The following is a 25,646-nucleotide window of genomic DNA, read 5'->3' on the forward strand; positions in this document are numbered from 1 at the left end:
CGAAACCGCGCCCGGCTTGCCCGGGCGCGGTTTTTTCATGCCTGCGATTTACGCTGGGCATGCCAGGCCTGGCGTGCCCCTTCGTCGTGGAAGCTCCAGGCGATCATACGGCTCTGCTTCTGCCCCTGGCCCATCTCGACGATGCGCCGGGCCTTGACGCCGGCCTTGCTCAGGGCCGCCTCGATGCCGGGCAGGTTGCTGACCTTGGACACCAGGCTGGTGAACCACAGCACCTGCTGCGCGTACTGCACGCTTTCACCGATCAGTTGTGTGACGAAACGAATCTCGCCGCCCTCGCACCACAGTTCGTTGTTCTGCCCGCCGAAGTTGAGCACAGGCAGTTTTCGCTTGGGGTCTTGCTTGCCGAGGTTCTTCCACTTGCGCTGGCTGCCACGGGTGGCTTCCTCGCGTGAGGCGTGGAAGGGTGGGTTGCACAGGGTCAGGTCGAAGCGTTCGTCTGCCTGCAGCAAACCACTGAGGATGTGCTTGCGGTCGCCTTGCTGGCGCAGGGCAATGCCCTTGGCCAGGCCGTTGGCCTGGACGATGGCCTTGGCCGAGGCCAGCGCCACCGGGTCGATGTCGCTGCCTACAAAGCGCCAGCGGTAGTCGCTATGGCCGAGCAGCGGGTAGATGCAGTTGGCACCGACACCGATGTCCAGGGCCTTGATCTGGGCGCCCTTGGGCACTTCGCCGGCGTTGTCATCGGCCAGCAGGTCGGCGGCCACATGGATGTAGTCGGCGCGGCCAGGGATGGGCGGGCACAGGTAATCGGCGGGGATGTCCCAGTGCTGGATGCCGTACTGGGCCTTGAGCAAGGCGCGGTTGAATACCCGCACGGCTTCGGGGTTGGCGAAGTCGATGCTGGGTTTGCCGTGGGGGTTGGTGATGGTGAAGCGAGCCAGGTCAGGGTGGGCCTTGATCAGGCTGGGGAAATCGTAGCGGCCCTGGTGGCGGTTACGCGGGTGCAGGGTGGGTTTCTGGGTCATGGTGAGGTCCTGAAAAAGCATCGCCGGCAAGCCGGCTCCCACAGGTACAGCACTGTACTGTACTTGTGGGAGCCGGCTTGCCGGCGATGGGCTGCAAAGCAGCCCGCTTATAGCTTCACGAGGTTACAGCGCTGCAATCCGCGCATGCTGCTCGGTGAAGTTGGCCAGCGCCTGCTCGGACTCAGCCAGCTTGGCGCGCTCCTTCTCGATCACCGCAGGCGGTGCCTTGTCGACGAAGGCGGCGTTGGACAGCTTGCCGCCCACGCGCTGCACTTCACCTTGCAGGCGCTGAATTTCCTTGTTCAGGCGCGCAAGCTCTGCGTCCTTGTCGATCAGGCCGGCCATCGGCACCAGCACCTGCAGGTCACCAACCAGTGCGGTGGCCGACAGCGGGGCTTCGTCGGCATCGCCGAGTACGGTGAACGACTCGACCTTGGCCAGTTTCTTCAGCAGCGCCTCGTTTTCTTGCAGGCGGCGCTGGTCGTCGGCGTTGGCGTTCTTGAGGAACAGCGGCAGTGGCTTGCCTGGGCCGATGTTCATTTCGGCGCGGATGTTGCGCAGGCCGACCATCAGCTGTTGCAGCCATTCGATATCGCCTTCGGCCGCCACATCGATGCGGGCTTCGTTAGCCACCGGCCACGGCTGCAGCATGATGGTCTTGCCGTCGATGCCGGCCAGCGGCGCGATGCGCTGCCAGATCTCTTCGGTGATGAACGGCATGAACGGATGCGCCAGGCGCAGGGCCACTTCCAGCACGCGCACCAGGGTACGGCGGGTGCCACGGGCGCGTTCGACCGGAGCGTTCTCGTCCCACAGTACCGGCTTGGACAGCTCCAGGTACCAGTCGCAGTACTGGTTCCAGATGAACTCGTACAGGGCCTGGCTGGCCAGGTCGAAGCGGAACTGCTCGAGCTGGCGGGTCACTTCGGCTTCGGTGCGCTGCAGCTGCGAGATGATCCAGCGGTCAGCCAGCGACAGCTCGTAGGCTTCGCCGTTCTGGCCGCAGTCCTCGCCCTTGTCCAGCACGTAGCGGGCGGCGTTCCAGATCTTGTTGCAGAAGTTGCGATAGCCTTCGACGCGGCCCATGTCGAACTTGATGTCGCGGCCGGTGGAGGCCAGCGAACAGAACGTGAAGCGCAGGGCATCGGTGCCGTAGCTGGCGATGCCTTCCGGGAACTCGGCCTTGGTCTGCTTGGCGATCTTCTCGGCAAGCTTGGGCTGCATCATGCCGCTGGTGCGTTTTTCCAGCAGGGCGTCGAGGGTGATGCCGTCGACGATGTCCAGCGGGTCGAGGACGTTGCCCTTGGACTTGGACATCTTCTGACCCTGGCCGTCGCGCACGAGGCCGTGCACGTACACGGTCTTGAACGGGACCTGCGGGGTGCCATCCTCGTTCTTGATCAGGTGCATGGTCAGCATGATCATGCGCGCAACCCAGAAGAAGATGATGTCGAAACCGGTGACCAACACGTCGGTGGAGTGGAAGGTCTTGAGGAATTCGGTCTGCTGTGGCCAGCCCAGGGTGGAGAAGGTCCACAGGCCGGAACTGAACCAGGTGTCGAGCACGTCGTCGTCCTGGCGCAGGACGACGTCGGCACCGAGCTTGTGCTTGGCGCGGACTTCGGCTTCGTCACGGCCGACATAGACCTGGCCGGCCTCGTCGTACCAGGCCGGGATGCGGTGGCCCCACCACAGCTGACGGCTGATGCACCAGTCCTGGATGTCACGCATCCAGGAGAAGTACATGTTCTCGTACTGCTTGGGCACGAACTGGATGCGGCCGTCTTCCACGGCAGCGATCGCAGGCTCGGCCAGCGGCTTGGTGGAGACATACCACTGGTCGGTCAGCCACGGCTCGATGACGGTGCCGGAGCGGTCGCCCTTCGGCACTTTCAGCGCGTGGTCGTCGATGCTGACCAGCAGGCCCTGGGCGTCCAGGTCGGCGACGATCTGCTTGCGCGCGACGAAGCGGTCGAGGCCGGCGTATTGGGCAGGCAGGCTGGTGTCGACCTGCTCGTTGACGCTGCCGTCGAGGTTGAAGGCCTGGGCGGCGGACAGCACCAGCGCGTTCTTGTCGAAAATGTTCAGCAGCGGCAGGTTGTGGCGCTTGCCGACTTCATAGTCGTTGAAGTCGTGGGCCGGGGTGATCTTCACGCAGCCGGTGCCGAATTCCGGGTCGCAGTAGTCGTCGGCGACGATCGGGATACGACGGCCGACCAATGGCAGTTCGACGAATTTGCCGATCAGTGCCTGGTAGCGCTCGTCGTTCGGGTTGACCGCGACCGCGGCATCACCCAGCAGGGTTTCCGGACGGGTGGTGGCGACCACCAGGTAGTCCTTGCCTTCGGCGGTCTTGGCGCCGTCGGCCAGCGGGTAGCGCAGGTTCCACAGGTGGCCCTTCTCGTCGTGGTTTTCCACTTCGAGGTCGGAGATCGCCGTGTGCAGCTTGGTGTCCCAGTTGACCAGGCGCTTGCCGCGGTAGATCAGGCCGTCCTCGTGCAGGCGCACGAAGGCTTCCTTGACCGCTTCGGACAGGCCGTCGTCCATGGTGAAGCGCTCACGGCTCCAGTCGACCGACGAGCCCAGGCGACGGATCTGGCGGCTGATGGTGCCACCGGACTGTTCTTTCCATTCCCAGATCTTGTCGAGGAAGGCTTCGCGACCCAGGTCGTGGCGGTTCTGGCCCTTGGCTTCGAGCTGGCGCTCTACCAGCATCTGGGTGGCGATACCGGCGTGGTCGGTGCCTGGCTGCCACAGGGTATTGCGGCCCTGCATGCGGCGGAAACGGATCAGGGCGTCCATGATCGCGTTGTTGAAACCGTGGCCCATGTGCAGGCTGCCCGTCACGTTCGGTGGCGGGATCATGATGGTGTAGGACTCGCCTGCACCTTGCGGGGCGAAATAGTTTTCGGCCTCCCAGGTGTTGTACCAGGAAGTTTCGATAGCGTGCGGCTGGTAGGTCTTATCCATGCTCGGCGGGACCCTATGGCATATATTCGGGAAAGCCGGGCAGTATAACCAAGCTGGGGGCCGCAGGCGACAGGGCGGGGGCTGCTTTGCAGCCCTTTCGCGACACAAGGCCGCTCCTACAGAGCAACGCGGTTCTTGTAGGAGCGGCCTTGTGTCGCGAAAGGGGCGCAAAGCGCCCCCTGGTTTTTATTCCGAACGCTGGATCAACCGCTCGATACGCGCATCGAGCCGGCGTTTGATCTCGGTCTCGATATGCGGGGTGAAGTCGTTGATCACGTCCTGCATGATCAACTGCGCTGCGGCGCGCAGTTCCGCTTCCAGGTGCAGCAAGGTGTCCTGGCGACGGGTTTGCGGGTCTTCCTCAGGCTCGGGCTCAGGATTGACCTGCTCGGGCATGGGCGCTGGATTGCCGGTCGGTGTGTCCAGCAGTAGCGGAATCTGCTCGACCGTCTCGGTCAGCAACGGTGGCTGCAGGTCAGCATCGCCCAGCAGTTGGCGAATCGACTCCAGGTCGTCGAGCAGATTGGCGGAATCGGGTAAGGCGGAAGGCTTGTCCATCGTCATTAAAGTCGCTGTAAGCGGTGGTCTTGCAGAGCATAGCCCTGTTCGCGGTAGAAACGGAAACGTTCACGGGCCGAGAGGCGGATGCCGGGCTCCTCGACCACGATCTCGGCGACCCGCTCGAACTGGCCGGCGAACCCGGGCACCTTGGCACCCAGGTTGATCAGCAGGTCGCGGTGGTCACCGGCATCGTCGGCCAGGCCCAGGGCCACCTTGGCATCGGCATGGGCCTCCGCCAGGTCGTGGGGAACGAATGCCTCGCCCTTGAAGCGCCACAAACGCTGGTCCAGCGCATCGCGCTGTTCGGCGTCCTGGCAATGCAGGTAGACCCGGTGACCGAGGCGCCAGGCCTTCTCGCACAGCTTGCAGGCGAAATCCAGCCGCGCCGACAGCGAGTCGGTGGGCAGGATGTAAAAATCGACTTTGCTCATGGTTCTCTCTGCCGACCGGCGGCGCCCTCAGGCGCCACCGGTCTTGCGCCATCAGGCGCCGGCGCGATCCAGCAGGTACTGGGTCAGCAGCGGTACCGGACGGCCAGTGGCGCCCTTGTCCTTGCCGCCGCTGATCCAGGCGGTGCCGGCGATGTCCAGGTGCGCCCAGTCATAGGCCTTGGCGAAGCGCGACAGGAAGCAACCGGCGGTGATGGTGCCGGCCTTCGGTCCACCGATGTTGCCCATGTCGGCGAACGGGCTGTCCAGCTGCTCCTGGTATTCGTCGAACAGCGGCAACTGCCAGGCGCGGTCATCGGCACGCTTGCCGGCGTCCAGCAGCTGGCCGACCAGGTCGTCGTTGTTGCCCATCAGGCCCGAGGTATGGCTGCCCAGGGCAACGATGCAGGCACCGGTCAGGGTGGCGATGTCGATCACGGCCTGTGGCTTGAAGCGTTCGGCGTAGGTGAGGGTGTCGCACAGCACCAGACGGCCTTCGGCGTCGGTGTTGAGGATTTCCACGGTCTGGCCGCTCATGGTGGTGACGATGTCGCCCGGGCGGGTGGCGCCGCCGCTGGGCATGTTCTCGGCACAGGCCAGCAGGCACACCAGGTTGATCGGCAGCTGCAGTTCGAGCACCGCGCGCAGGGTGCCGAACACACTGGCGGCACCGCACATGTCGTACTTCATCTCGTCCATGCCGGCGCCCGGCTTGAGGCTGATGCCGCCGGTGTCGAAGGTGATGCCCTTGCCGACCAGCACGAAGGGCTTGTCGGCCTTCTTGGCGCCCTGGTAGTTGAGCACGATCAGGCGTGGCGGCTGGTCGCTGCCCTGGCCCACGGCGTAGAACGCGCCCATGCCCAGGTCCTTGATCTTCTTCTCGTCCAGCACTTCGACCTTCAGGGCCTTGTGGGCTTTGCCCAGGTCCTTGGCTTGCTCGGCGAGGTAGCTCGGGTGGCACAGGTTAGGTGGCAGGTTGCCCAGGTCGCGGGTGAACGCCATGCCGGTGGCGATGGCACTGGCATGCTTGACGGCGCGCTCGACCTCGGCCTGGCCCGACTTGTCGGCCAGCAGGGTGATCTTTTTCAGCGCGCGTGGCTCGGCTTTCTGGCTCTTGAAACGGTCGAACACGTATTCGCCGTCGAGCAGGGTCTCGGCCAGCAGGCGGTACTTGCCGTAATGAGCATTGCGGTTGTTGACGGCAATGTCGTCCAGCGCCAGTACCGCATCGCTGCCGTTGAGGCCCTTGAGCACGCCGGCCACGCTGGCGACCAGCTTGCGCAAGGCGCGGTCGCCGAGGGCTTCGTCCTTGCCGCTGCCAACCAGCAGCACGCGCTCGGCCTTCAGGCCCGGCAGGCTTTGCAGCAGCAGGGTCTGGCCAGCCTTGCCGGCCAGGTCGCCGCGCTTGAGCACGGCACTGATGGCGCCTTCGGTGGCCTGGTCGACGGCCTTGGCAACGGCGCCAAGCTTGCGACCTTCGCCTACCGGTACGACCAGTGTGGCGGTTTTTACGGATGCAGCAGCTACGCTTTTTACAACCAGTTCCATGTCAGGATCCCCGAATGATCTGTGCAGTTGGCGCTTGGAGGTCTCGCGCTCTGGACGGGACTGGCCGCGTGCTCGCGTACCAGTGGAAAAGCTGCCAGTTTGAGCCTCTGGCAAGCGTGCTGACAACCCCGTTGTCTGCCTTCATGCGCGGCCAAGTGACAGGCGCGGCCAATCACAGGATAATGCGCGCACTTTACATGGAGGTTCGCCCCCGGCGAACCGGCATTGGTCTTGGCTGTCGTAAGCCTTTGTTTGGCAATCCGCCCCTGACAACCCAGGAGTGTCTGGCTTGATCGTCTTTCGTTATCTGTCCCGCGAGGTCTTGCTGACCTTGAGCGCCGTCAGCGCCGTGCTGCTGGTGATCATCATGAGCGGACGTTTCATCAAGTACCTGGCCCAGGCGGCCCAGGGCGTGCTCGACCCGAGCGTGCTGTTTTTGATCATGGGTTTCCGTCTGCCAGGCTTCCTGCAACTGATCCTGCCATTGGGGCTGTTCCTCGGCATCCTGCTGGCCTACGGCCGGTTGTACCTTGAAAGCGAAATGACCGTACTGTCGGCCACCGGCATGAGCCAGCAACGCCTGCTCGGCATGACCATGGCTCCGGCCGCCCTGGTGGCGTTGCTGGTAGCTTGGCTGAGCCTGAGCCTGGCGCCCCAGGGCGTGGCCCAGGTGCAGCAGATCATTGGTCAGCAGGATGCCCTGACCGAGTTCGATACCCTGGTGCCCGGCCGCTTCCAGACCCTGCGCGACGGTTCGCGGGTGACCTACACCGAAGAGCTGTCGGATGACCGCAGCAACCTCGCCGGGGTGTTCATCTCCGAGAAACGCTTCAACCAGGACAAGACCAAGGACCGCGCACCTTCGGTGCTGGTCGCCGAAAAAGGCCACCAGGAAGTGCAGGCCGACGGCAATCGTTACCTGGTGCTGCAAAATGGCTACCGCTACGACGGCAACCCCGGCCAGGCCGATTACCGTGCCATCAAATACGACACTTACGGCGTGCTGCTGCCAAAGCCGGAAGTCAGCGAGGAAGTGACCGAGCGTGAAGCGATCCCGACCTCGCAGCTGATTGGCCAGGAGGGCCTGCGCGAACGTGCCGAGCTGCAATGGCGTATCTCGCTGCCGATCCTGGTGTTCGTCGTGACCCTGCTGGCGGTGCCGCTGTCCAGGGTCAACCCGCGTCAGGGCCGCTTCCTCAAGCTGTTGCCGGCGATTCTTCTGTATATGGCTTACCTGACGATGCTGATTTCCGTACGCGGTGCTCTGGAGAAGGGCAAATTGCCGATCGCCCTGGGCATGTGGTGGGTGCATGGCCTGTTCCTGTTGATCGGCCTTGGGCTGATGTACTGGGAGCCGCTGCGCCTGAAGCTTGCCGCCCGTCGTGCGGAGGTGGCCCATGGCTAAGCTCGATCGCTACATCGGCCAGAGCGTGCTGCTGGCCATTCTGGCCGTGTTGGGGATCATCCTCGGCCTGGCTTCGCTGTTTGCCTTCATCGATGAGATGAGCGACCTGAGCGACACCTATACCGTGCTGGATGCCGGCAAGTTCGTGTTGCTGACCGCACCACGGCGCTTGTACGACATGTTGCCGATGGCCGCGCTGATCGGCTGTTTGATCGGCCTGGGCAGCCTGGCCAGCAGCAGCGAGCTGACCATCATGCGTGCCGCCGGGGTTTCCATCGGCCGTATCGTCTGGGCAGTGATGAAGCCGATGCTGGTGCTGATGCTGGCCGGTGTGCTGATTGGCGAGTACGTGGCGCCGGTTACCGAGAACACGGCCCAGGCCGATCGTTCCCTGGCCCAGGGCGGTGGTGAAGCGCAGAGCTCCAAGCGCGGCATGTGGCACCGCCAGGGCGAAGAGTTCGTGCACATCAACGCCGTACAGCCCAATGGCCTGCTCCTGGGTGTGACCCGTTATCGCTTCGACAGCGACCGCAAGATCGTGACCTCGAGCTTCGCCCGCCGTGCCCAATACAACCAGGACCACTGGCTGCTCAGCGATGTCAGCACCACGTATTTCCGCGGCGACCATACCGAAGTGGTCAAGGCCCCTGAGGAGCGCTGGGATGTGTCGGTGACGCCCGAGCTGCTCAACACAGTGATCCTGGCGCCTGAGTCGCTGTCCATCAGCGGGCTGTGGGATTACATCCACTACCTGTCCGACCAGGGCCTGAACAACTCCCGCTACTGGCTGGCGTTCTGGACCAAGGTGCTGCAACCGGTGGTGACCGCGGCGCTGGTGTTGATGGCGATTTCCTTCATCTTCGGTCCATTGCGTTCGGTGACCCTGGGTCAGCGCGTGTTCACCGGTGTGCTGGTGGGCTTCGTGTTCCGCATCGCTGGCGACCTGCTAGGCCCTTCGAGCCAGGTGTTCGGCTTCCCGCCGTTGCTGGCGGTGGTGATCCCGGCGGGGGTTTGTGCACTGGCTGGCATCTGGTTGCTGCGCCGGGCCGGATGACGGTTTGACTGATACAAAAAAGCCGACCTTGAGGTCGGCTTTTTCATGGGGACCCTATCGCTATTTGTTCCGCTTCGGCACCCGCACCAGCTGGCTGTCCGAATAGATGTCGTGCCAGCCGCGCTTGCGCTTGTCGATCAGCGACCAGAAGAACCCCAGCCCCAGGCACAGCCACGAGGCGATCGAGACCACGAAGCGCAGCAGTGCCTGCCACAGGCTGATCGCGCTGCCATCGGCGTTCTGCACCCGCACGCCCCACACCTGCATGCCCAGGGTTTGCCCTCCATGGGTCCAGAACTTGGCAAAGAAACCGAACAGCACGAAGAGCAGCACCGTCGACAGCAGTGGGTCGCCATCCAGCGCACCGGCTTCGGTCAGCTCACGCATGCGTGCCTCGCCAATGATCGCCATCTGAATCATCTTGTAGGCGCCCGCAGTGACGATCAGCAGTGCCGTGCACAGCAAGAAGTCATAGAACATCGCCGCCAGGCGCCGGCCGAGGCCGACCGGGGGGAAATCACCCTGGGGTGAAAGCATAGGCTTGGACATGCAAAACGGCTCCAGAAGGCGAAGCCGGTATTCTACGGGCAAAAAAAAGCCCCTGCACTGGGCAGGGGCTTTTCTTCGAAGTCGGGATCGGCTTAGCCGAGGACTTGTACCTTGTCAGCCTGCATGCCTTTTTGGCCCTGAACTGCTTCGAAGGTGACTTTCTGGCCTTCCTTCAGGCTCTTGAAACCATTGCCTTCGATGGCACGGAAGTGCACGAACAGATCAGCACCGCTTTCTGGGGTGATGAAGCCGTAACCTTTCTCGTCATTGAACCACTTGACGGTACCGTTCTGACGCTCAGCCATTGTCTTATTTCCTATGAAGCTTAAATTTTAATGACAGTTTCTTTCACGTTATAAAAGAGTGAAAGAGTACTGGGCTGGGTTGCAGGAAAGTAAGAGACGTCGTACGGGTTGTAGCAGATTGCGGCTACTGGCCCAGGTCACGAACTGTTGCGACCCATGCAAACACAGTGCAGTGACTCTACGCCAACTCCCAAGAGAAAAACAAGCCCTTGGTCGTATGGAAAATCAGGCTTTTTTCGGTAACCGCCCGATTTGTTGGAAAGGGCATGGTGCCTGGCCTGGCGGCATGTTCAAAAGTTATTGGGCAGGTTCGAAATCGAATATCTCGAACCTGCCGCAAAACCTCATACAGTGCCTTCAACCACGGTAGTAACGCTGCGGAACAAAAGGCATTTTGCTGACTTTCAAGGCAACCTTCTTTCCTCGCACCATGGCATAAAGTGCTGTGTCGAGTGCGCCATGTTCGATATCGACATAGCCCATCGCAACAGGCGCGCCGAGTGTCGGGCCGAAACCGCCACTGCACACTTTGCCTACCACTTTATCGGTTGTATCGACGATCTCGGCGCCTTCACGTACCGGGGTGCGTTCCTGCGGCAACAAGCCGACTCGCTTGCGCGCTACACCCTGTTGCTGCTGGGCGAAGATCGCCTCGGCGCCGGGGAAACCGCCGGCGCGGGCGCCGTCGGCACGGCGAACCTTGGAAATGGCCCAGAGCAGGCTGGCTTCAATGGGCGTGGTGCCGGTGTCCATGTCGTGGCCGTACAGGCACAGGCCGGCTTCCAGGCGCAGCGAGTCGCGTGCGCCCAGGCCGATCGGTTGTACTTCAGGTTCGGCCAGCAGGCGACGGGCGAGGGCGTCGGCAGCTTCAACCGGCACCGAGATCTCGTAACCGTCTTCGCCGGTGTAACCCGAACGGCTGATGAAGCAGTGTTCGCCGAGCAGTGTGACCGGGCGGAACTGCATGAAGGTCATGCCGGCCACTTCCGGTGCCAGGCGCTCGAGCACCTTGGCCGTAGCAGGACCTTGCAGGGCCAGCAAGGCGCGCTGCTCGAACAGCGGCTGTACTTCGCAACGGCTACCGATGTGCGTTTGCAGGTGGGCCAGGTCCTGGTCCTTGCAGGCGGCGTTGACCACCAGGAACAGGGTGTCGTCACCCAGGTTGGCGACCATCAGGTCGTCGAGGATGCCGCCTTGTTCGTTGGTGAACATGGCGTAGCGCTGCATGCCCACCGGCAGGTCGACGATGTCCACCGGCACCAGGCTTTCCAGGGCAAGGGCTGCGTCTTTGCCGCGCAGGATGATCTGGCCCATGTGCGAGACGTCGAACAGGCCGGCCTGTTCGCGGGTGTGCAGGTGCTCCTTGAGCACGCCGAGCGGGTACTGCACCGGCATGTCGAAGCCAGCGAACGGCACCATGCGCGCGCCCAGTTCGATGTGCAGGGCGTGCAGCGGGGTCTTTTGCAGTGTTTCGGACATCGATGACTCCTTGGTTTTATTGTCGGGTCAACATTCGATGATGTTGACGGCCAGACCGCCGCGGGCGGTCTCCTTGTATTTGCTTTTCATGTCGGCGCCGGTCTGGCGCATGGTGCGGATGACCTTGTCGAGTGACACGAAGTGTTGCCCGTCGCCACGCAGGGCCATGCGCACGGCATTGATGGCCTTCACCGAGCCCATGGCATTGCGCTCGATGCACGGCACCTGGACCAGGCCGCCGATCGGGTCGCAGGTCAGGCCGAGGTTGTGTTCCATGCCGATCTCGGCAGCGTTCTCGACCTGCTGTGGGGTGCCACCCATCACTTCACACAGGGCTCCCGCAGCCATCGAGCACGCCACGCCGACCTCGCCCTGGCAGCCGACTTCCGCCCCGGAAATCGAAGCGTTTTCCTTGTACAGAATGCCAATCGCGGCCGCGGTGAGCAGGAAGCGCACCACGCCGTCATCGCTGGCACCCGGCACGAAGCGCATGTAGTAGTGCAGTACCGCCGGGACGATGCCTGCCGCGCCATTGGTCGGTGCCGTGACCACACGGCCGCCGTAGGCGTTTTCCTCGTTCACTGCCAGGGCATAGAGGTTGACCCAGTCGAGCACCGACAGCGCATCGCGCAGGCTGGCTTCCGGGTGCTGGCTGAGCTGGCGATACAGCGCCGGCGCCCGTCGCTTGACCTTGAGCCCGCCCGGCAGGATGCCTTCATGCCGGTAGCCGGCCTCGACGCAATCCTGCATCACTTGCCAGATCCGCAGCAGGCCGGCACGGGTCTCGACCTCCGGGCGCCAGGCCGCTTCGTTGGCCAGCATGACCTGGCTCACCGACAGCTGTTGTGCGGTGCAGTGCCCGAGCAGTTCCTTGGCGGTCTTGAACGGGTAGGTGAGTACGGTGCTGTCCTCGACGATACGGTCGTGGCCGGCGGCGTCCTCGTCGACCACGAAACCGCCGCCTATCGAGTAGTACTCGCGGCTGCGGATCTGCAGGCCGGCTTGGTCAAAGGCGCGGAAAATCATGCCGTTGGGGTGATAAGCCAGCGGCTTGCGGATCATCGCCAGGTGCTGCTTTTCAACGAAGACGATGTCGTGCTCGCCGAGCAGGCGCAGGTGGCCGCTGTCGCGGATCGTTTGCAGGCGGGCGGGGATGGCTTCGGTGTCGACGGTATCAGGGTGCTCACCTTCGAGGCCGAGCAAGACCGCCTTGTCACTGCCGTGGCCTTTGCCGGTGGCGCCGAGCGAGCCATACAGTTCGGCCTTGACGCTGGTGGTACTGGCTAGCAGGCCGTCGCGGCGAAGCCCTTCGGCAAAACGCGCGGCGGCGCGCATCGGGCCGACCGTGTGGGAGCTGGAGGGACCGATGCCGATCTTGAACAGGTCGAAGACACTCAGGGACATGGTGGTTCCTCCTGAAGACGCTGGGGGTCGCTTTGCGACCCTTTCGCGACGCAAGGCCGCTCCTACAGGGACAAGCGCCGCCTGTAGGAGCGGCCTTGTGTCGCGAAAGGGCTGCGTAGCAGCCCCAGCCTTTTACAGACCGCCTCAGGCGTCCTGGTAGCTCTCGATCGACGGGCAGGCGCAGACCAGGTTGCGGTCGCCGAACACGTTGTCCACTCGCCCGACCGGCGGCCAGTACTTGCCTTCCACCAGGCTCGGCAGCGGGTACACCGCCTGCTCGCGGCTGTAGCCGTGGGTCCATTCGCCAACCAGCTCGGCCGCCGTGTGCGGGGCGTTCTTCAGCGGGTTGTCGTCCTTGTCCAGGCTGCCATTCTCCACGGCGCGAATTTCTTCGCGGATCTGGACCATGGCGTCGCAGAAGCGGTCCAGTTCTTCCTTGGACTCGCTTTCGGTCGGTTCGATCATCAGCGTGCCGGCTACCGGGAAGGACATGGTCGGGGCGTGGAAGCCGAAGTCGATCAGGCGCTTGGCCACGTCGTCGACGCTGATGCCGCTGGTGTCCTTCAACGGGCGCAGGTCGAGGATGCACTCGTGGGCGACCAGGCCATTACCGCCGGTGTACAGAACAGGATAGTGCTCTTCCAGGCGACGGGCGATGTAGTTGGCGTTGAGGATCGCCATCTGCGACGCGCGCTTGAGCCCGGCACCGCCCATCATGCGAATGTACATCCAGGTGATCGGCAGGATGCTGGCACTGCCGAACGGCGCTGCGCACACCGCGCCTTCGCGGTTTTCCAGCTGGGCGTGGCCCGGCAGGAAAGGGGCCAGGTGCGACTTGACGCCGATCGGGCCAACGCCCGGGCCGCCGCCGCCGTGGGGAATGCAGAAGGTCTTGTGCAGGTTCAGGTGCGAGACATCGCCACCGAACTTGCCTGGGGCGCACAGCCCCACCATGGCGTTCATGTTGGCGCCATCGATGTAAACCTGGCCGCCGTTGTCGTGGATGATCGCGCAGATCTCGCCGATCGCTTCCTCGAACACGCCGTGGGTCGACGGGTAGGTGATCATGATCGCGGCCAGCCGCTCGCGGTGCTCGATGGCCTTGGCGCGCAGGTCTTCCACATCGACGTTGCCACGTGCGTCACAGGCAGTGACCACCACACGCATGCCCGCCATGTGCGCGGTCGCAGGGTTGGTGCCGTGGGCCGAGGACGGGATCAGGCAGATGTCGCGATGGGCTTCGCCGCGGCTGCGGTGGTAGGCGCGGATCGCCAGGAGGCCTGCGTACTCGCCCTGGGAACCGGCGTTGGGTTGCAGCGACACGGCGTCATAGCCGGTGGCGGCGCACAGCATCGCTTCCAGCTCGCGGGTCATCTGCAGGTAACCCTGGCTCTGTTCGGCCGGGGCGAACGGGTGCAGGTTGCCGAACTCGGCCCAGGTCACCGGGATCATTTCGCTGGCGGCGTTGAGCTTCATGGTGCACGAGCCCAGTGGGATCATGCTGCGGTCCAGCGCCAGGTCCTTGTCGGCCAGGCGGCGCAGGTAGCGCATCAGCTCGGTTTCGCTGTGGTAGCGGTTGAATACCGGGTGTTCGAGGATCGCCGACTGGCGCAGCAGGGCGGCAGGCAGGCGCGATGCAGTGCTGGCGGCCAGGGCCGCGAAGTCAGGTTGCGCCTGGTCGCCTGCGAACAGCTGCCACAGGGCTTGGACATCGGCCTGGGTGGTGGTTTCGTCGAGCGACAGGCCAAGCTTGTCGGCATCGATCTGGCGCAGGTTGATGCGCTGGGTGCGGGCCTTGTCGTGCAGGCTTGCGGTGGCGGCACCCGTGGCCAGGGTCAGGGTGTCGAAGGCGGTTTCGCCGATCACATCGATGCCCAGGGTCTTCAGGCCAGCGGCGAGGATCGCGGTCAGTGCGTGGGTGCGTTCGGCAATGCGCTTGAGGCCGGCCGGACCGTGGTAGACGGCGAACATGCTGGCGATGTTGGCCAGCAGGACCTGCGCGGTGCAGATGTTGCTGGTGGCCTTTTCGCGGCGGATGTGTTGCTCACGGGTTTGCATGGCCAGGCGCAGGGCAGTCTTGCCGAAGCGGTCGATCGACACACCGACCAGGCGGCCTGGCATGTCGCGCTTGAAGGCGTCGCGGGTGGCGAAGTAGGCCGCATGCGGGCCACCGAAGCCCAGCGGAACACCGAAGCGCTGGGCGCTGCCGATGGCCACGTCGGCGTCGAATTCGCCTGGCGGGGTCAGCAGGGTCAGGGCCAGCAGGTCGGCGGCCACGGCCACCAGGGCGTTGGCGGCATGGAAGCGCTGTACCAGCTCGCGGTAGTCGAACACTTCACCGTTGCTGGCCGGGTACTGCAGCAGGGCGCCGAAGAAGGCGCTGACATCGCTCAGCTCGCGCTCGTCGCCGACCACGATTTCGATACCCAGCGGCTCGGCACGGGTGCGCAGCACGTCGAGTGTCTGCGGATGGCAGTGGCTTGATGCGAAGAAGGCATGGCTGGCCTTGTTCTTCGACAGGCGCTTGCAGAAGGTCATGGCCTCGGCAGCGGCAGTCGCTTCGTCGAGCAGGGAGGCGTTGGCGATTGGCAGGCCGGTCAGGTCGCTGATCAGGGTCTGGAAATTCAGCAGCGCTTCCAGGCGGCCTTGGGAGATTTCTGGCTGGTACGGGGTGTAGGCGGTGTACCAGGCCGGGTTCTCCAGCAGGTTGCGCAGGATCGGTGCCGGCGTGTGGGTGTTGTAGTAGCCCTGGCCGATGTAGTTCTTGAACAGCTGGTTGTTGCCGGCGATGGCTTTCAGCGCGGCCAGTGCATCGGCTTCACTCTGGCCGTCTTCGGCACCGAGCACGCTGGTGCCCTTGATGCTGTCGGGGATGACAGCGGCGCTCATGGCTTCCAGCGAATCGAAGCCCAGGGTGGCCAGCATGGCCTGCTCGTCAGCGGCGCGGGGGCCGATATGACGGGCGATGAATTCGTTGGCGGTGCCGAGGTTGTGGGTCATGGTCAGGTTCCTCAGGCGTCGTCGTTGGCTTTGATCAGGCGGTCGTAGGCGTCCTGGTCGAGCAGGGCGGCCACTTCGTTGATGTCGGCGGGGATGAAGCGGAAGAACCAGCCTTCGCCCAGCGGATCTTCGTTGACCAGCTCCGGGCTGTCGTTGAGGCCGTCGTTGACGGCGACCACTTCACCGGTCAAAGGCATGTACACGCCACTGGCGGCTTTCACCGATTCGACGGTGGAGGCTTCGGCACCTTTTTCGTACGGCTGCAGCTCGGGCAGTTGCACGTAGACCACATCACCCAGGGCGTTCTGGGCGTAGGCAGTGATGCCCACGGTGACACTGCCGTCGGCTTCGGTGCGCAGCCATTCGTGATCTTCAGTGAAACGCAACTCGCTCATGGGGAATCCTCAAGGGGCAGGGCGTGGGGCGCGGTGGGTTCGCGCTCTTGGGTTGGGATAGCTATGCAAAAATGCAGCCAAATACAAAAAAAATATATAAATCAACTACTTGTGAGAAATTCGATTGTCGCGATTGAGCTCTGTGTAATGAAATCGTTCCAATAGCTGTCGCTACCGAAACACGCCTTGTAATCATGGCCTTGCCGTTACTAGGCAAAGCATGAATGTAATGAATTCAGTACGGTGTATCGAAATCGTTACGACCAGAATTCGGCGGGCGATAGGAATAAGTGAAGGTGTGCATTGAGTAGTTCGTGTAGGAAGTTTCTGCCTTACGTTGTTTGCTTTCTTACTTGGCTTCAATAGTTATCATCTTCTGTCTTTTAATGGGTAGCTTTGCCTGCTGAAACTTACTCTTTTTTTTAGTTCAGATTCTTCGCTGGCTGCTGATGATCGGGTGCTCGGTTGAAGTGTTGTTCAAGCGGGAAAGTATGCCGGGATATAGCAGATTCACATTCGAACACACGTTTCCGAGGAAATACGGATGTCCAGAAAGCGCAGGCAAATTGAGTTACCCAGCACTTGGGTGGAGGGAAAACCGCCTGAGGGTGTAATTACACTTCCTCCCGGTTATTCTGGGCCCCTACCACCCTTGGGTAATAATCCTCATGGCGACTGGTTGAGGAGGCTGAGTTCTGGAAGTAAAGAAGCCAAGCAACAGTTGGCGCATTTCAATAAAGCGCCTTATGTCATGAAGGCGGCTAATGATGAAGCGAAAAATGACTTTGTGACAAAGTTGGCAACTGCGTCGCAGCGCATTGATTTGGATGCACAAGCCCTTAGCCAGAGCTTGGGTGGCCAGCCACAAACTCATATTGATGTGCTGAGGCGAGACGTCACTGTAAGAAATTTGCTTGTCGAGCGAAAAACACAAGATTTAAGCAGGCATCGTGCGGCTGCAGATAGTTATTTTGGTTCGACCCCGTTCGGCAAAGGCCCAGTTGAATATGCAGTTGCCACGCATCGTTTGACGATACAAATGCGTATGCGGCCTCCGGCCTTGGAGCAAGCTTTGAAGAGTGCCTACCATGCTGCTTATTCGGCTCAGTTGGATGAAGCTGAGATACAAATGCTTCAGACGCAGATCGGAACGTTGCATCAGGCCATTGCCAATGCCGAAGCACTAGCACTTGCACAAGCCGAGGCAGAGGCCAGAGCCAAGGCAGAGGAGGAAGCTGCGGCTAGAGCCAAGGCAGAGGAGGAAGCTGCGGCCAGAGCCAAGGCAGAGGAGGAAGCTGCGGTCCAAGCTAGGGCACAGGCGGAAGCTACCCGCCTGGCAAACACTTTTACAATGTCCGGGGCCACCGCTATCGGGGGGCCATTGGTCGCCACCGCTGTCGGGCATGTTGTTTCAACAGCCTTGAACACTTCTTTGTCAGCTTCAATCGGGGCAGCATTGGCGGCTCTTCGTGGAGCTGCTGCCGGCGTGGCAGTCCCATTTGTCGCTGGTGTCTCGGCACTCTTGTAGTCCTCTCGTCTTGGCAACGGTGAACTGCCGGAACGCTATGTCCTGCAAACGCCTCTGGAGACGCTGGATCCTCAAATTGTTTTGGCACTGGCACCCGGTAATGCGATTGGCAGCCATGCCGAACTCCCCTATCGCTTCAGCTCTCAAGCCACCGAGGCAGGTGACTCTGAGATACTCGTCGTGAAGACCGACGGGCAGGTCGTGCCTTCGCAAGTGCGAGTCCTGGCTGCTACTCATGATCGACAGGGTAAGCTCTATAGCGCCACTACCGCAGATGTGCCGCCCCGAACCTTTATTTGGACACCTATCGCACAACCGGCCAATGCCTCGACCGGCTTGCCTGCCGAGCAACCGGAGTCAGCGGTATACGAAGGGGCGACCTTGACACCGGTCGAGGTGAGAATCGACGGCTATCCAGGCCTCGCCGACGCGAGCCTGGATGACTACATCATCGTTTTTCCGGCAGACTCGGGGTTACCGCCGCTGTATGTGATGTTCAGGGATCGGCGGGAGGAGCCTGGTACAATTACTGGATTCGGCCACCCCGACGCAACTGTCTGGCTTGCAGGCGCCAATCAAGGTCAGGGAGTTGCCATTCCACCTCGCATTGCTGACAAATTAAGAGGAAGAAATTTCAGTAGCTGGAGGCGTGCACGTGAAGCAATATGGGTTGCAGTCAGTGAGGATCCGATCCTGATGAGTCAGTTCAGTAAGTCAAATAAAACCCTCTTGCGCAATGGCTACGCGCCGAGCGCGATACCTAGCGAGCACGCCGGATCAAATAGAGCCTTTGAAATCCATCATGTGATCCCTTTGAGAGATGGCGGCGCAGTTTACGATATCGACAATCTGAGAATTACAACTCCAAAAAATCACGTGCGGATACACAGGAATAAAGGTGTCGATCAATGATTCTCAAGAACAAAATTGAAGAGTACTCAGAAACTGAATTCACTGAGTTTCTGAACGAGTTTTTCGAAAATCCTAGCCAGCTCAAAGGAGACGAGCTGGGGGAACATATCAACCGATTGACCGGTCATTTTGAAAGCCTTACCGATCACCCAGATAAAAGCGGTCTGATCTTCTATCCTGCAGAGGGCGTAGAAGACAGCCCCGCCGGAGTCATTTCGGTTTTGAAAGAGTGGCTCGCTGCAAATGGAAAGCCCGGGTTCCGCCAGGATTGAATCACCGTTAAATCCGTCTTCATGATTCACTTCACCATCCCGCTTAGTGGCTTAATCCGCTAAGCGGGATGGTGCATCGCAACTATGTAATGTTTAGAACTACGCATTGAGAACATTACAACAGTGTTTCCTGCCTCAGAAAGCGGTGAAAAGGGGCAATGCAAGGTACAGCTTGATCACGATCACATTGATGATGTCGATGAAGAAAGCACCCACCATCGGCACTACCAGGAAGGCGATCTGCGAAGGCCCGTAGCGCTGGGTCACGGCCTGCATGTTGGCGATCGCCGTGGGCGTGGCGCCCAGGCCGAAACCACAGTGCCCTGCGGCCAGCACTGCCGCGTCGTAGTTGCTGCCCATGATCCTGAAGGTTACGAAGATGGCAAACAACGCCATGACCAGGGTCTGTACCGCCAGGATGATGAAGAACGGCAATGCCAGTGCAGCCAGGTCCCACAGTTTCAGCGACATCAGGGCAATTGCCAGGAACAGTGACAGGCTGACATTGCCCAGGACCGACACTTCCCGCTCGAACACTTGATACAGGCCGAACGCTGCAAGCCCATTACGCACCACCACGCCTGTGAACAGGACGCAGACGAAGGTCGGCAATTCAAAGGCGGTGCCCAGCAACAGGCTGTTGAGCAAAGAGCCGCCCATCAAGCTGACCGAGATGAGGGCGAGGGATTCCACCATCGAGAAGGGGGTTATCAATCGCTCTTTGTTCGGTTGCTCGAAGCCCTTGGGCAAGCGCGGGGTTTCCTGTTCCAGGCCGGGTGTCTGCACGCGGTTTATCAGCAGGCGGGCGACCGGGCCGCCAATCAGACCGCCCAGCACCAGGCCGAAGGTTGCCGCAGCCAGTGCCAGTTCCGTGGCGGAGGCCAGCCCATACTTTTCGCTGAAGGTCGCCCCCCAGGCAGCGCCTGTGCCGTGGCCGCCGGCCAGGGAAATCGAGCCTGACAGCAGGCCCATCAGAGGGTCGAGCCCCAGTGCCGTGGCGAGCCCGATGCCCATGGCGTTCTGCACCACCAGAAGGCCGGTGACTGCAAACAGGAAAATGGCGACCACACGGCCGCCCTTCTTCAGGCTGGCCAGATCGGCATTCAGGCCGATGGTGGCAAAGAAGGCCAGCATCAAGGGCGACTGCAGCGAGGTGTCGAACTGCACCTGAACGTCGAGGCTGCGCAGGCCTAGCAGTATCAGCGCAACGACCAGACCGCCCGCTACGGGTTCGGGGATGTTGTACAGACGCAGGAAATTGATGCGGGTGACAAGGCCGCGGCCGAGCAGAAGTACCAGTGAGGCGGCGACCAGGGTTCCATAGAAATCAAGCTCAAGCATTCATGTAACTCTTTGTTGTATTCGGGCGTGAACGGTCCTCTATTTTCGTGTGGAAACTGGCTTGATATGAGTAGGAAAATTCTGCAATTCGCTAGGAATTAACCTTAGGAATGCCGTATTTGCGCAAGCGCTGGGCAATCGCGGTATGCGAGGTTTGCAACCGCCCGGCCAACTGCCGTGTCGATGGGTAGCTGGCATACAACCGCTGCAGCAGCTCGCGCTCGAAATCGCCCACCGCCTGCTCAAGGCTTGCCACTTCGCCATCCTGCCCGCGCGCCACCGAAGTGCCGGCGATGTCCAGATCGCCGATGTCCACCAGGTTGCCTTCGCAAATGGCCGCGGCACGGAAGATCACGTTCTGCAGCTGGCGCACGTTGCCCGGCCAAGGGTTGGCCAGCAGTGCCGAGTGGGTGGCGGGCGTCAGCCGGCAAGGCGGGCGCTGGATCTGGGTGCAGGCCTGCTGCATGAAGAAATGCGCGAGCATGAGGATGTCCTGGCCACGGTCGCGCAGGGGCGGCACCTGCAGGTTGAGTACGTTCAGGCGGTAGAACAAGTCTTCACGGAAGGTGCCTTCGCTGACCATGCGCTCCAGGTCGCGGTGAGTGGCGCTGATGATCCGCACATCGACCTTCACTTCGCGGTCGCCGCCTACGCGGCGGAAGCTGCCGTCACTGAGAAAGCGCAGCAGCTTGGCCTGCAGGTAGGGCGACATCTCGCCGATTTCGTCGAGAAACACCGTGCCCTGGTTGGCCAGCTCCATCAGCCCCGGCTTGCCGCCACGCTGGGCGCCGGTGAAGGCGCCGGGGGCGTAGCCGAACAGTTCGCTCTCGGCCAGGCTCTCGGGCAGCGCGGCGCAGTTCAGGGCAAGGAACGGCGCCGCATGGCGGCTGCTGATCGCGTGGCAGGCACGCGCCACCAGCTCCTTGCCGGTGCCGGTCTCGCCATGTACCAACAGCGGAGCGTCGAGCGCCGCCACGCGCAGGGCGCGGGCCTTGAGGGTGCGGATCGCCGGAGATTCGCCGAGCAAGGCATCGAAGCCTTCGGCATGATCGTGGTGCAAGGCCGACAGGCGCTCGCCCATGCGATTGGGCGGGTACAGGGTCAGCAGACCGCCGGCGTTGGTGATGGGCGTGGCGTCCAGCAGCAGGCTCTGGCCGTTGAGCTGCATTTCCCGCATCGGCAGGTGGAAGTTGTTGTCCAGCAGGGCCTGCAACAAGGCCGGATCGCCGAACAGCTCGCCCACCGAACGCCCGGCCGATTCGCGGCCGCACAGGGCGATCAGCGCGGGGTTGGCCAAGAGCACCAGGCCTGCGCTGTCCACCGCCAGGACCGGGTCGCTCATGGCGGCCAGCAGTGCGTCCAGCTGCAGGTGGCGGCGTTGGCCAGGGAGGATGTCGACCACGTCCACCGATTGCACGCCGTGCACTTCGAACAGGGCGTCGTGCAGCTCTTCGAGCACCGCCGGGCTGAGCGTCGGGGCGTCGATGTAGACGTTTGGTGGGACCATCTCCACGGCGTCCAGGTTGAGGTTGCGGGCACCGAGCAGGGCCAGGACTTCCTGGGTGATGCCGACGCGGTCGATGAAGCTGACGTGGATGCGCATGGGGAGGCGGGGTCATGGCCGGGGGAGGGCAGTAGTATGCCTTGGCTCATGGGTGAAGCCCAATCGCCGGCAAGCCGGCTCCCACAGGTTTCAGCGCTGTACCTGTGGGAGCCGGCTTGCCGGCGATGAATTCATTCGGGACTTTCGTTCTTGATCGGGTCGCCGGATTTCACATCCAGCTTTTCGCGGATGTCTTCGAACATATGGTCGTAGATCTTGTGCGGGGAGCTTAGGTTTTCGAACTTCTTGGGCGCAGCGAGGTGGGCCTGGGCCTTGCGGCTCAGCACCATCAGGAAGCTGGGCAGCGCCTGGTCCTTGGGCAGGAAGAACTTCTCGTCCACCGCCTTGCCTTCGATGCTGCCATGCATGCGGAACTGGATGCCCCGACCTTCCTTGGCATCCGTAGTCGCTTCATAGTCGATGTTCAGGTCGTAACTGTGGTCAGCCGGGTTAAGCGCGGCACGCTGGATATGTACATGACCTGGCTCATACGTCGCCATGGCAGGCTCCTTTGGAAAGTGAAAATGGCGGGCTACGGTAGCCCGCCAACTGCATTCAACGGTAGCTGATTCCTGGCTTGGCAATGCTGACACGCGTGCCGCCAGTGCCTTGAACGATCTTTTCGATGTTCTCCAGCGAACCAATCACCGCAACCCTACCGGTCAAGCGGGCAAACTCGCAAGCCGCCTGGACTTTCGGGCCCATGGAGCCCGCCGCAAAGCCCAGGCGCTCCAGCTCGTCCGGATGCGCTTCGGCGATGGCTTTCTGGGTAGGCTTGCCGTAGTCGATATACGCGGCATCGACGTCGGTGGCGATCACCAGCAGGTCTGCGCGCAGTTCCCGGGCAAGCAGTGCCGAACACAGGTCTTTGTCGATGACCGCTTCGATACCTTTCAATGTGCGCTTGGTTTTGTCAGGGTCGTACATGGTGGGGATACCGCCCCCGCCAGCGCAGATCACCACGGTGCCGCGTTCCAGCAGCCAGGTGATCGGCTTGATCTCGAAGATACGGATCGGTTTGGGGCTGGCCACCACACGGCGGTACTTGTCGCCATCGGGTTTGACTTTCCAGCCTTTTTCAGCCGCCAGACGCAGCGCCTCTTCCTTTTCGTAGACCGGGCCGATGAACTTGGTCGGGTCCTGGAAGGCAGGGTCGTTAGGGTCGACCTCGACTTGCGTGAGCAGTGAGGCGAACGGCACTTCGAAGGGCAGAAGGTTGCCGAGTTCCTGTTCGATCATGTAACCGATCATGCCCTCGGTTTCGGCACCCAGCACGTCCAGCGGGTAGGCTTCGTCAGGCTTGTAGGAGAGCCCTTGAAGGGCCAGCAGGCCAACCTGCGGGCCGTTGCCGTGAGCGATGACCAGTTCGTTGCCGGGGTGAACCCTGGCGATCTGCTCGGTGGCGGTGCGGATATTGGCGCGCTGGTTGTCAGCGGTCATGGGTTCGCCGCGGCGCAGCAGGGCGTTGCCGCCCAATGCAACAACGATACGCATGGGGAATGTCCTATGCAGAAAGAGCAGAAGAGGGGAAAGCAGCTCGCCCCCACAAGGGGGGCGAGGTGCGCTGTCAGAGGTCGGCCAGGGTCGAGACGAGGATCGCCTTGATGGTGTGCATGCGGTTTTCCGCTTGCTCGAAGGCGATGCAGGCTGGCGACTCGAAGACGTCGTCGGTCACTTCGATGCCATTGGCCATCTCAGGGTACTGTTCGGCGATCTGCTTGCCGACCTTGGTTTCGGAGTTGTGGAACGCCGGCAGGCAGTGCATGAACTTGGTGCGAGGGTTGCCGGTGGACTTCATCAGCTCCTTGTTCACCTGGTAAGGCTTGAGCTGCTTGATGCGCTCGCCCCAGGCTTCGATCGGCTCGCCCATCGATACCCAGACGTCGGTGTGCACGAAGTCAACGCCTTTGACCGCCGCTTTCGGGTCTTCGGTCAGGGTGATGCGTGCACCACTTTCTTCCGCGTATTTCTTGCAGCGCTCGACCAGGTCGTCATGTGGCCACAGGGCCTTCGGTGCGGCGATGCGTACGTCCATGCCGAGCTTGGCGCCGATCAGCAGCAGCGAGTTGCCCATGTTGTTGCGGGCATCGCCCAGGTAGGCATAGCTGATGTCGTGCAGCGGCTTGTCGCTGTTTTCACGCATGGTCAGCACGTCGGCGATCATCTGGGTCGGGTGGTACTCGTCGGTCAGGCCGTTGAAGACCGGTACGCCGGCGAACTTGGCCAGCTCTTCGACGATTTCCTGCTTGAAGCCACGGTACTCGATAGCGTCGTACATGCGCCCGAGCACGCGGGCGGTGTCCTTCATGCTTTCCTTGTGGCCGATCTGCGAGGAGTTGGGGTCGATGTAGGTGACGTTGGCACCCTGGTCATAGGCGGCGACTTCGAAGGCGCAACGGGTGCGGGTCGAGGTCTTCTCGAAGATCAGGGCGATGTTGTTGCCCTTCAGGTGCTGCTGCTCGGTGCCGGTGTACTTGGCGCGCTTGAGGTCGCGGGACAGGTCCAGCAGGTACTTCAGCTCGCGGGTGGTGTGGTGTTCGAGGCTGAGCAGGTTGCGGTTATGAATGTTGAACGCCATGACAGTTTCTCCTTGAATTCGGTGAGGGTCCCGGCCGCTGCTTCGTGGGCGCGGCCGGGCGTATGGACGTTAGTAGTCGATTGGGTCGCGGACGATCGGGCAGGTCATGCAGTGGCCGCCGCCACGGCCCCGGCCGAGCTCGCCGGCGCTGATGGTGATGACCTCGATCCCCTGCTTGCGCAGCAGGGTGTTGGTGTAGGTGTTGCGGTCGTAGGCGATGACCACGCCAGGCTCCACGGCCACCACGTTGTTGCCGTCATCCCACTGTTCGCGCTCGGCGGCGAAGCTGTTGCCGCCGGTCTCGACCACCCGCAGCTTGACGCCAAGCTGCTCGCCAACCACCTCGATGAACGATTTGTTGATGCGGCGCACGTCCATGCCGTAAGGCTTTTTCTCGTCCGGGCGGATGATGAACGGCACGATCTCTTTCACCACTTCCGGGAAGACCGTGACCAGGTCGCGGTCGCAGAAGCTGAACACGGTGTCCAGGTGCATGGCTGCGCGGGACTTCGGCAGGCCGGCGACGATGATTTCCTTGACCGCGCCCTTGGCGAACAGGTTCTGTGCCAGCTGGCCAATGGCCTGGCGCGAGGTGCGCTCGCCCATGCCGATGAGCACGATGCCCTTGCCGATCGGCATCACGTCACCGCCTTCGAGGGTGGCGTTGCCGTGTTCCTCGTCCGGGCTGCCGTACCAGATCTGGAACTCAGCGTCGGTGAATTCCTTGTGGAATTTGTAGATGGCGGTGGTCAGCAGGGTTTCCTGACGTCGCGCTGGCCAGTACATCGGGTTCAGCGTCACGCCACCGTAGATCCAGCAGGTGGTGTCGCGGGTGAACTGGGTGTTGGGCAGCGGTGGCAGGATGAAGCTGGAGTGGCCCAGGTAGTCGTTGTACATCTTGACCACGTCGGCGCCTTCGCTTGTCGGCAGGTCCTGGCCTGCGACGCCGCCGATCAGGAACTCGGCCAATTGGCGTGGCTCAAGACCTTCGAGCCAGCTGCGTACTTCGTTGGTCAGGCCCACGCCTACGGTATCAGGCGTGATCTTGCGGTCGAGGATCCACTTCAGTGCCGCTTTGTCCTTCACGATATCAGTCAGCAGGTTGTGCATTTCCAGCACATCCACACCGCGCTCGCGCATCTTGGTGACGAAGTCGAAATGGTCACGCTTGGCTTGGTCGACCCAGATCACGTCATCGAACAGCAATTCATCACAGTTGCTCGGCGTCAGGCGCTTGTGCGCCAGTCCCGGCGAGCAAACCATCACCTTGCGCAGCTTCCCTGCTTCGGAGTGGACACCGTACTTCTGTTTTTCAGTGGACATTGTTC

General features: G+C 62.0%; 22 protein-coding genes. 5 read left to right on the plus strand and 17 right to left on the minus strand.

Translation table 11 applies throughout. The features are described 5' to 3' along the window. Nucleotides 1-35 precede the first annotated feature (35 nt). The 5 genes from rlmF to ACIPZG_RS01340 form a co-directional block, all read right to left on the minus strand. Nucleotides 36-986 carry a 23S rRNA (adenine(1618)-N(6))-methyltransferase RlmF gene (rlmF, locus tag ACIPZG_RS01320; protein WP_400709409.1) on the minus strand — a complete coding sequence of 317 codons (951 nt, stop codon included), beginning with the start codon at nt 984-986 and terminating at the stop codon, nt 36-38. 123 nt (nt 987-1,109) lie between these two features. Further along, the gene (locus ACIPZG_RS01325) at nt 1,110-3,956 is read right to left on the minus strand and encodes a valine--tRNA ligase (RefSeq protein ID WP_400639148.1); all 2,847 of its coding nucleotides are present in this window, start codon (nt 3,954-3,956) and stop codon (nt 1,110-1,112) included. A 186-nt stretch (nt 3,957-4,142) separates the two neighbouring features. Beyond that, complete coding sequence (locus ACIPZG_RS01330; RefSeq protein ID WP_400709412.1) at nt 4,143-4,514, minus strand: DNA polymerase III subunit chi; 372 nt, start codon at nt 4,512-4,514, stop codon at nt 4,143-4,145. A 5-nt stretch (nt 4,515-4,519) separates the two neighbouring features. Continuing rightward, nucleotides 4,520-4,948, minus strand: coding sequence for a DNA polymerase III subunit chi (locus ACIPZG_RS01335; protein ID WP_400709415.1), 429 nt, complete (start codon nt 4,946-4,948; stop codon nt 4,520-4,522). Nucleotides 4,949-4,999: 51 nt separating this feature from the next. Continuing rightward, nucleotides 5,000-6,493, minus strand: a complete 1,494-nt coding sequence (locus ACIPZG_RS01340) for a leucyl aminopeptidase (RefSeq protein ID WP_400709418.1) — start codon at nt 6,491-6,493, stop codon at nt 5,000-5,002. A 289-nt stretch (nt 6,494-6,782) separates the two neighbouring features. On the opposite strand from ACIPZG_RS01340, the gene lptF reads away from it, so the two are divergent. Both lptF and lptG read left to right on the plus strand, forming a co-directional pair. Further along, entirely contained in the window at nt 6,783-7,898 is a 1,116-nt protein-coding gene (lptF, locus tag ACIPZG_RS01345) for an LPS export ABC transporter permease LptF (RefSeq protein ID WP_400639152.1), read from the plus strand. Next, entirely contained in the window at nt 7,891-8,952 is a 1,062-nt protein-coding gene (lptG, locus tag ACIPZG_RS01350) for an LPS export ABC transporter permease LptG (RefSeq protein ID WP_400639153.1), read from the plus strand. Before lptF ends, lptG begins: the two co-directional genes overlap by 8 nt. A 60-nt stretch (nt 8,953-9,012) precedes the next feature. On the opposite strand, the gene ACIPZG_RS01355 is transcribed toward lptG, so the two are convergent. The 6 genes from ACIPZG_RS01355 to gcvH form a co-directional block, all read right to left on the minus strand. Beyond that, a complete protein-coding gene (locus ACIPZG_RS01355; protein ID WP_400709421.1) occupies nt 9,013-9,501 on the minus strand; it encodes an RDD family protein in 489 nt (162 codons plus the stop codon). Between the two features lie 92 nt (nt 9,502-9,593). Continuing rightward, nucleotides 9,594-9,806: a cold-shock protein gene (locus tag ACIPZG_RS01360; RefSeq protein ID WP_008094261.1), complete on the minus strand. Its 213-nt coding sequence runs from the start codon at nt 9,804-9,806 to the stop codon at nt 9,594-9,596. 357 nt (nt 9,807-10,163) lie between these two features. Continuing rightward, a complete protein-coding gene (gene gcvT, locus ACIPZG_RS01365) occupies nt 10,164-11,285 on the minus strand; it encodes a glycine cleavage system aminomethyltransferase GcvT (RefSeq protein ID WP_400709424.1) in 1,122 nt (373 codons plus the stop codon). A 27-nt stretch (nt 11,286-11,312) separates the two neighbouring features. Beyond that, on the minus strand, nt 11,313-12,689 hold the full coding sequence (locus ACIPZG_RS01370) for an L-serine ammonia-lyase (RefSeq protein WP_400709427.1): 1,377 nt from the start codon (nt 12,687-12,689) through the stop codon (nt 11,313-11,315). A gap of 144 nt (nt 12,690-12,833) precedes the next feature. Further along, nucleotides 12,834-15,689, minus strand: a complete 2,856-nt coding sequence (gene gcvP / locus ACIPZG_RS01375; RefSeq protein WP_400709430.1) for an aminomethyl-transferring glycine dehydrogenase — start codon at nt 15,687-15,689, stop codon at nt 12,834-12,836. An 11-nt stretch (nt 15,690-15,700) separates the two neighbouring features. After that, a complete protein-coding gene (gene gcvH / locus ACIPZG_RS01380; protein WP_400709433.1) occupies nt 15,701-16,084 on the minus strand; it encodes a glycine cleavage system protein GcvH in 384 nt (127 codons plus the stop codon). 544 nt (nt 16,085-16,628) lie between these two features. Here gcvH and ACIPZG_RS01385 point away from each other — a divergent pair. The 3 genes from ACIPZG_RS01385 to ACIPZG_RS01395 all read left to right on the plus strand — a co-directional run bounded on the left by ACIPZG_RS01385 (nt 16,629) and on the right by ACIPZG_RS01395 (nt 18,796). After that, nucleotides 16,629-17,612 (plus strand): hypothetical protein, encoded by a 984-nt coding sequence (locus tag ACIPZG_RS01385; RefSeq protein WP_400709436.1) that lies wholly within the window; start codon nt 16,629-16,631, stop codon nt 17,610-17,612. Between the two features lie 81 nt (nt 17,613-17,693). Then, on the plus strand, nt 17,694-18,524 hold the full coding sequence (locus tag ACIPZG_RS01390; RefSeq protein WP_400709439.1) for an S-type pyocin domain-containing protein: 831 nt from the start codon (nt 17,694-17,696) through the stop codon (nt 18,522-18,524). After that, nucleotides 18,521-18,796: a bacteriocin immunity protein gene (locus ACIPZG_RS01395; RefSeq protein ID WP_400709442.1), complete on the plus strand. Its 276-nt coding sequence runs from the start codon at nt 18,521-18,523 to the stop codon at nt 18,794-18,796. The genes ACIPZG_RS01390 and ACIPZG_RS01395 overlap by 4 nt, the downstream gene beginning before the upstream one ends. Nucleotides 18,797-18,931: 135 nt before the next feature. On the opposite strand, the gene gltS is transcribed toward ACIPZG_RS01395, so the two are convergent. The 6 genes from gltS to arcA form a co-directional block, all read right to left on the minus strand. After that, entirely contained in the window at nt 18,932-20,137 is a 1,206-nt protein-coding gene (gene gltS, locus ACIPZG_RS01400; protein WP_400709445.1) for a sodium/glutamate symporter, read from the minus strand. A gap of 91 nt (nt 20,138-20,228) precedes the next feature. Beyond that, nucleotides 20,229-21,740 carry a sigma-54-dependent transcriptional regulator gene (locus ACIPZG_RS01405; RefSeq protein ID WP_008094249.1) on the minus strand — a complete coding sequence of 504 codons (1,512 nt, stop codon included), beginning with the start codon at nt 21,738-21,740 and terminating at the stop codon, nt 20,229-20,231. A gap of 131 nt (nt 21,741-21,871) precedes the next feature. Further along, nucleotides 21,872-22,240, minus strand: coding sequence for a DUF5064 family protein (locus ACIPZG_RS01410; protein WP_400709448.1), 369 nt, complete (start codon nt 22,238-22,240; stop codon nt 21,872-21,874). Between the two features lie 55 nt (nt 22,241-22,295). Continuing rightward, nucleotides 22,296-23,234, minus strand: coding sequence for a carbamate kinase (gene arcC / locus ACIPZG_RS01415; RefSeq protein ID WP_008094245.1), 939 nt, complete (start codon nt 23,232-23,234; stop codon nt 22,296-22,298). A gap of 73 nt (nt 23,235-23,307) precedes the next feature. After that, on the minus strand, nt 23,308-24,318 hold the full coding sequence (locus tag ACIPZG_RS01420) for an ornithine carbamoyltransferase (protein ID WP_400709451.1): 1,011 nt from the start codon (nt 24,316-24,318) through the stop codon (nt 23,308-23,310). Between the two features lie 69 nt (nt 24,319-24,387). After that, the gene (gene arcA / locus ACIPZG_RS01425) at nt 24,388-25,641 is read right to left on the minus strand and encodes an arginine deiminase (protein WP_400709454.1); all 1,254 of its coding nucleotides are present in this window, start codon (nt 25,639-25,641) and stop codon (nt 24,388-24,390) included. Between the last annotated feature and the right edge of the window lie 5 nt (nt 25,642-25,646).

The organism is Pseudomonas sp. NPDC089395 (assembly GCF_044749525.1).
GTDB lineage: Bacteria > Pseudomonadota > Gammaproteobacteria > Pseudomonadales > Pseudomonadaceae > Aquipseudomonas.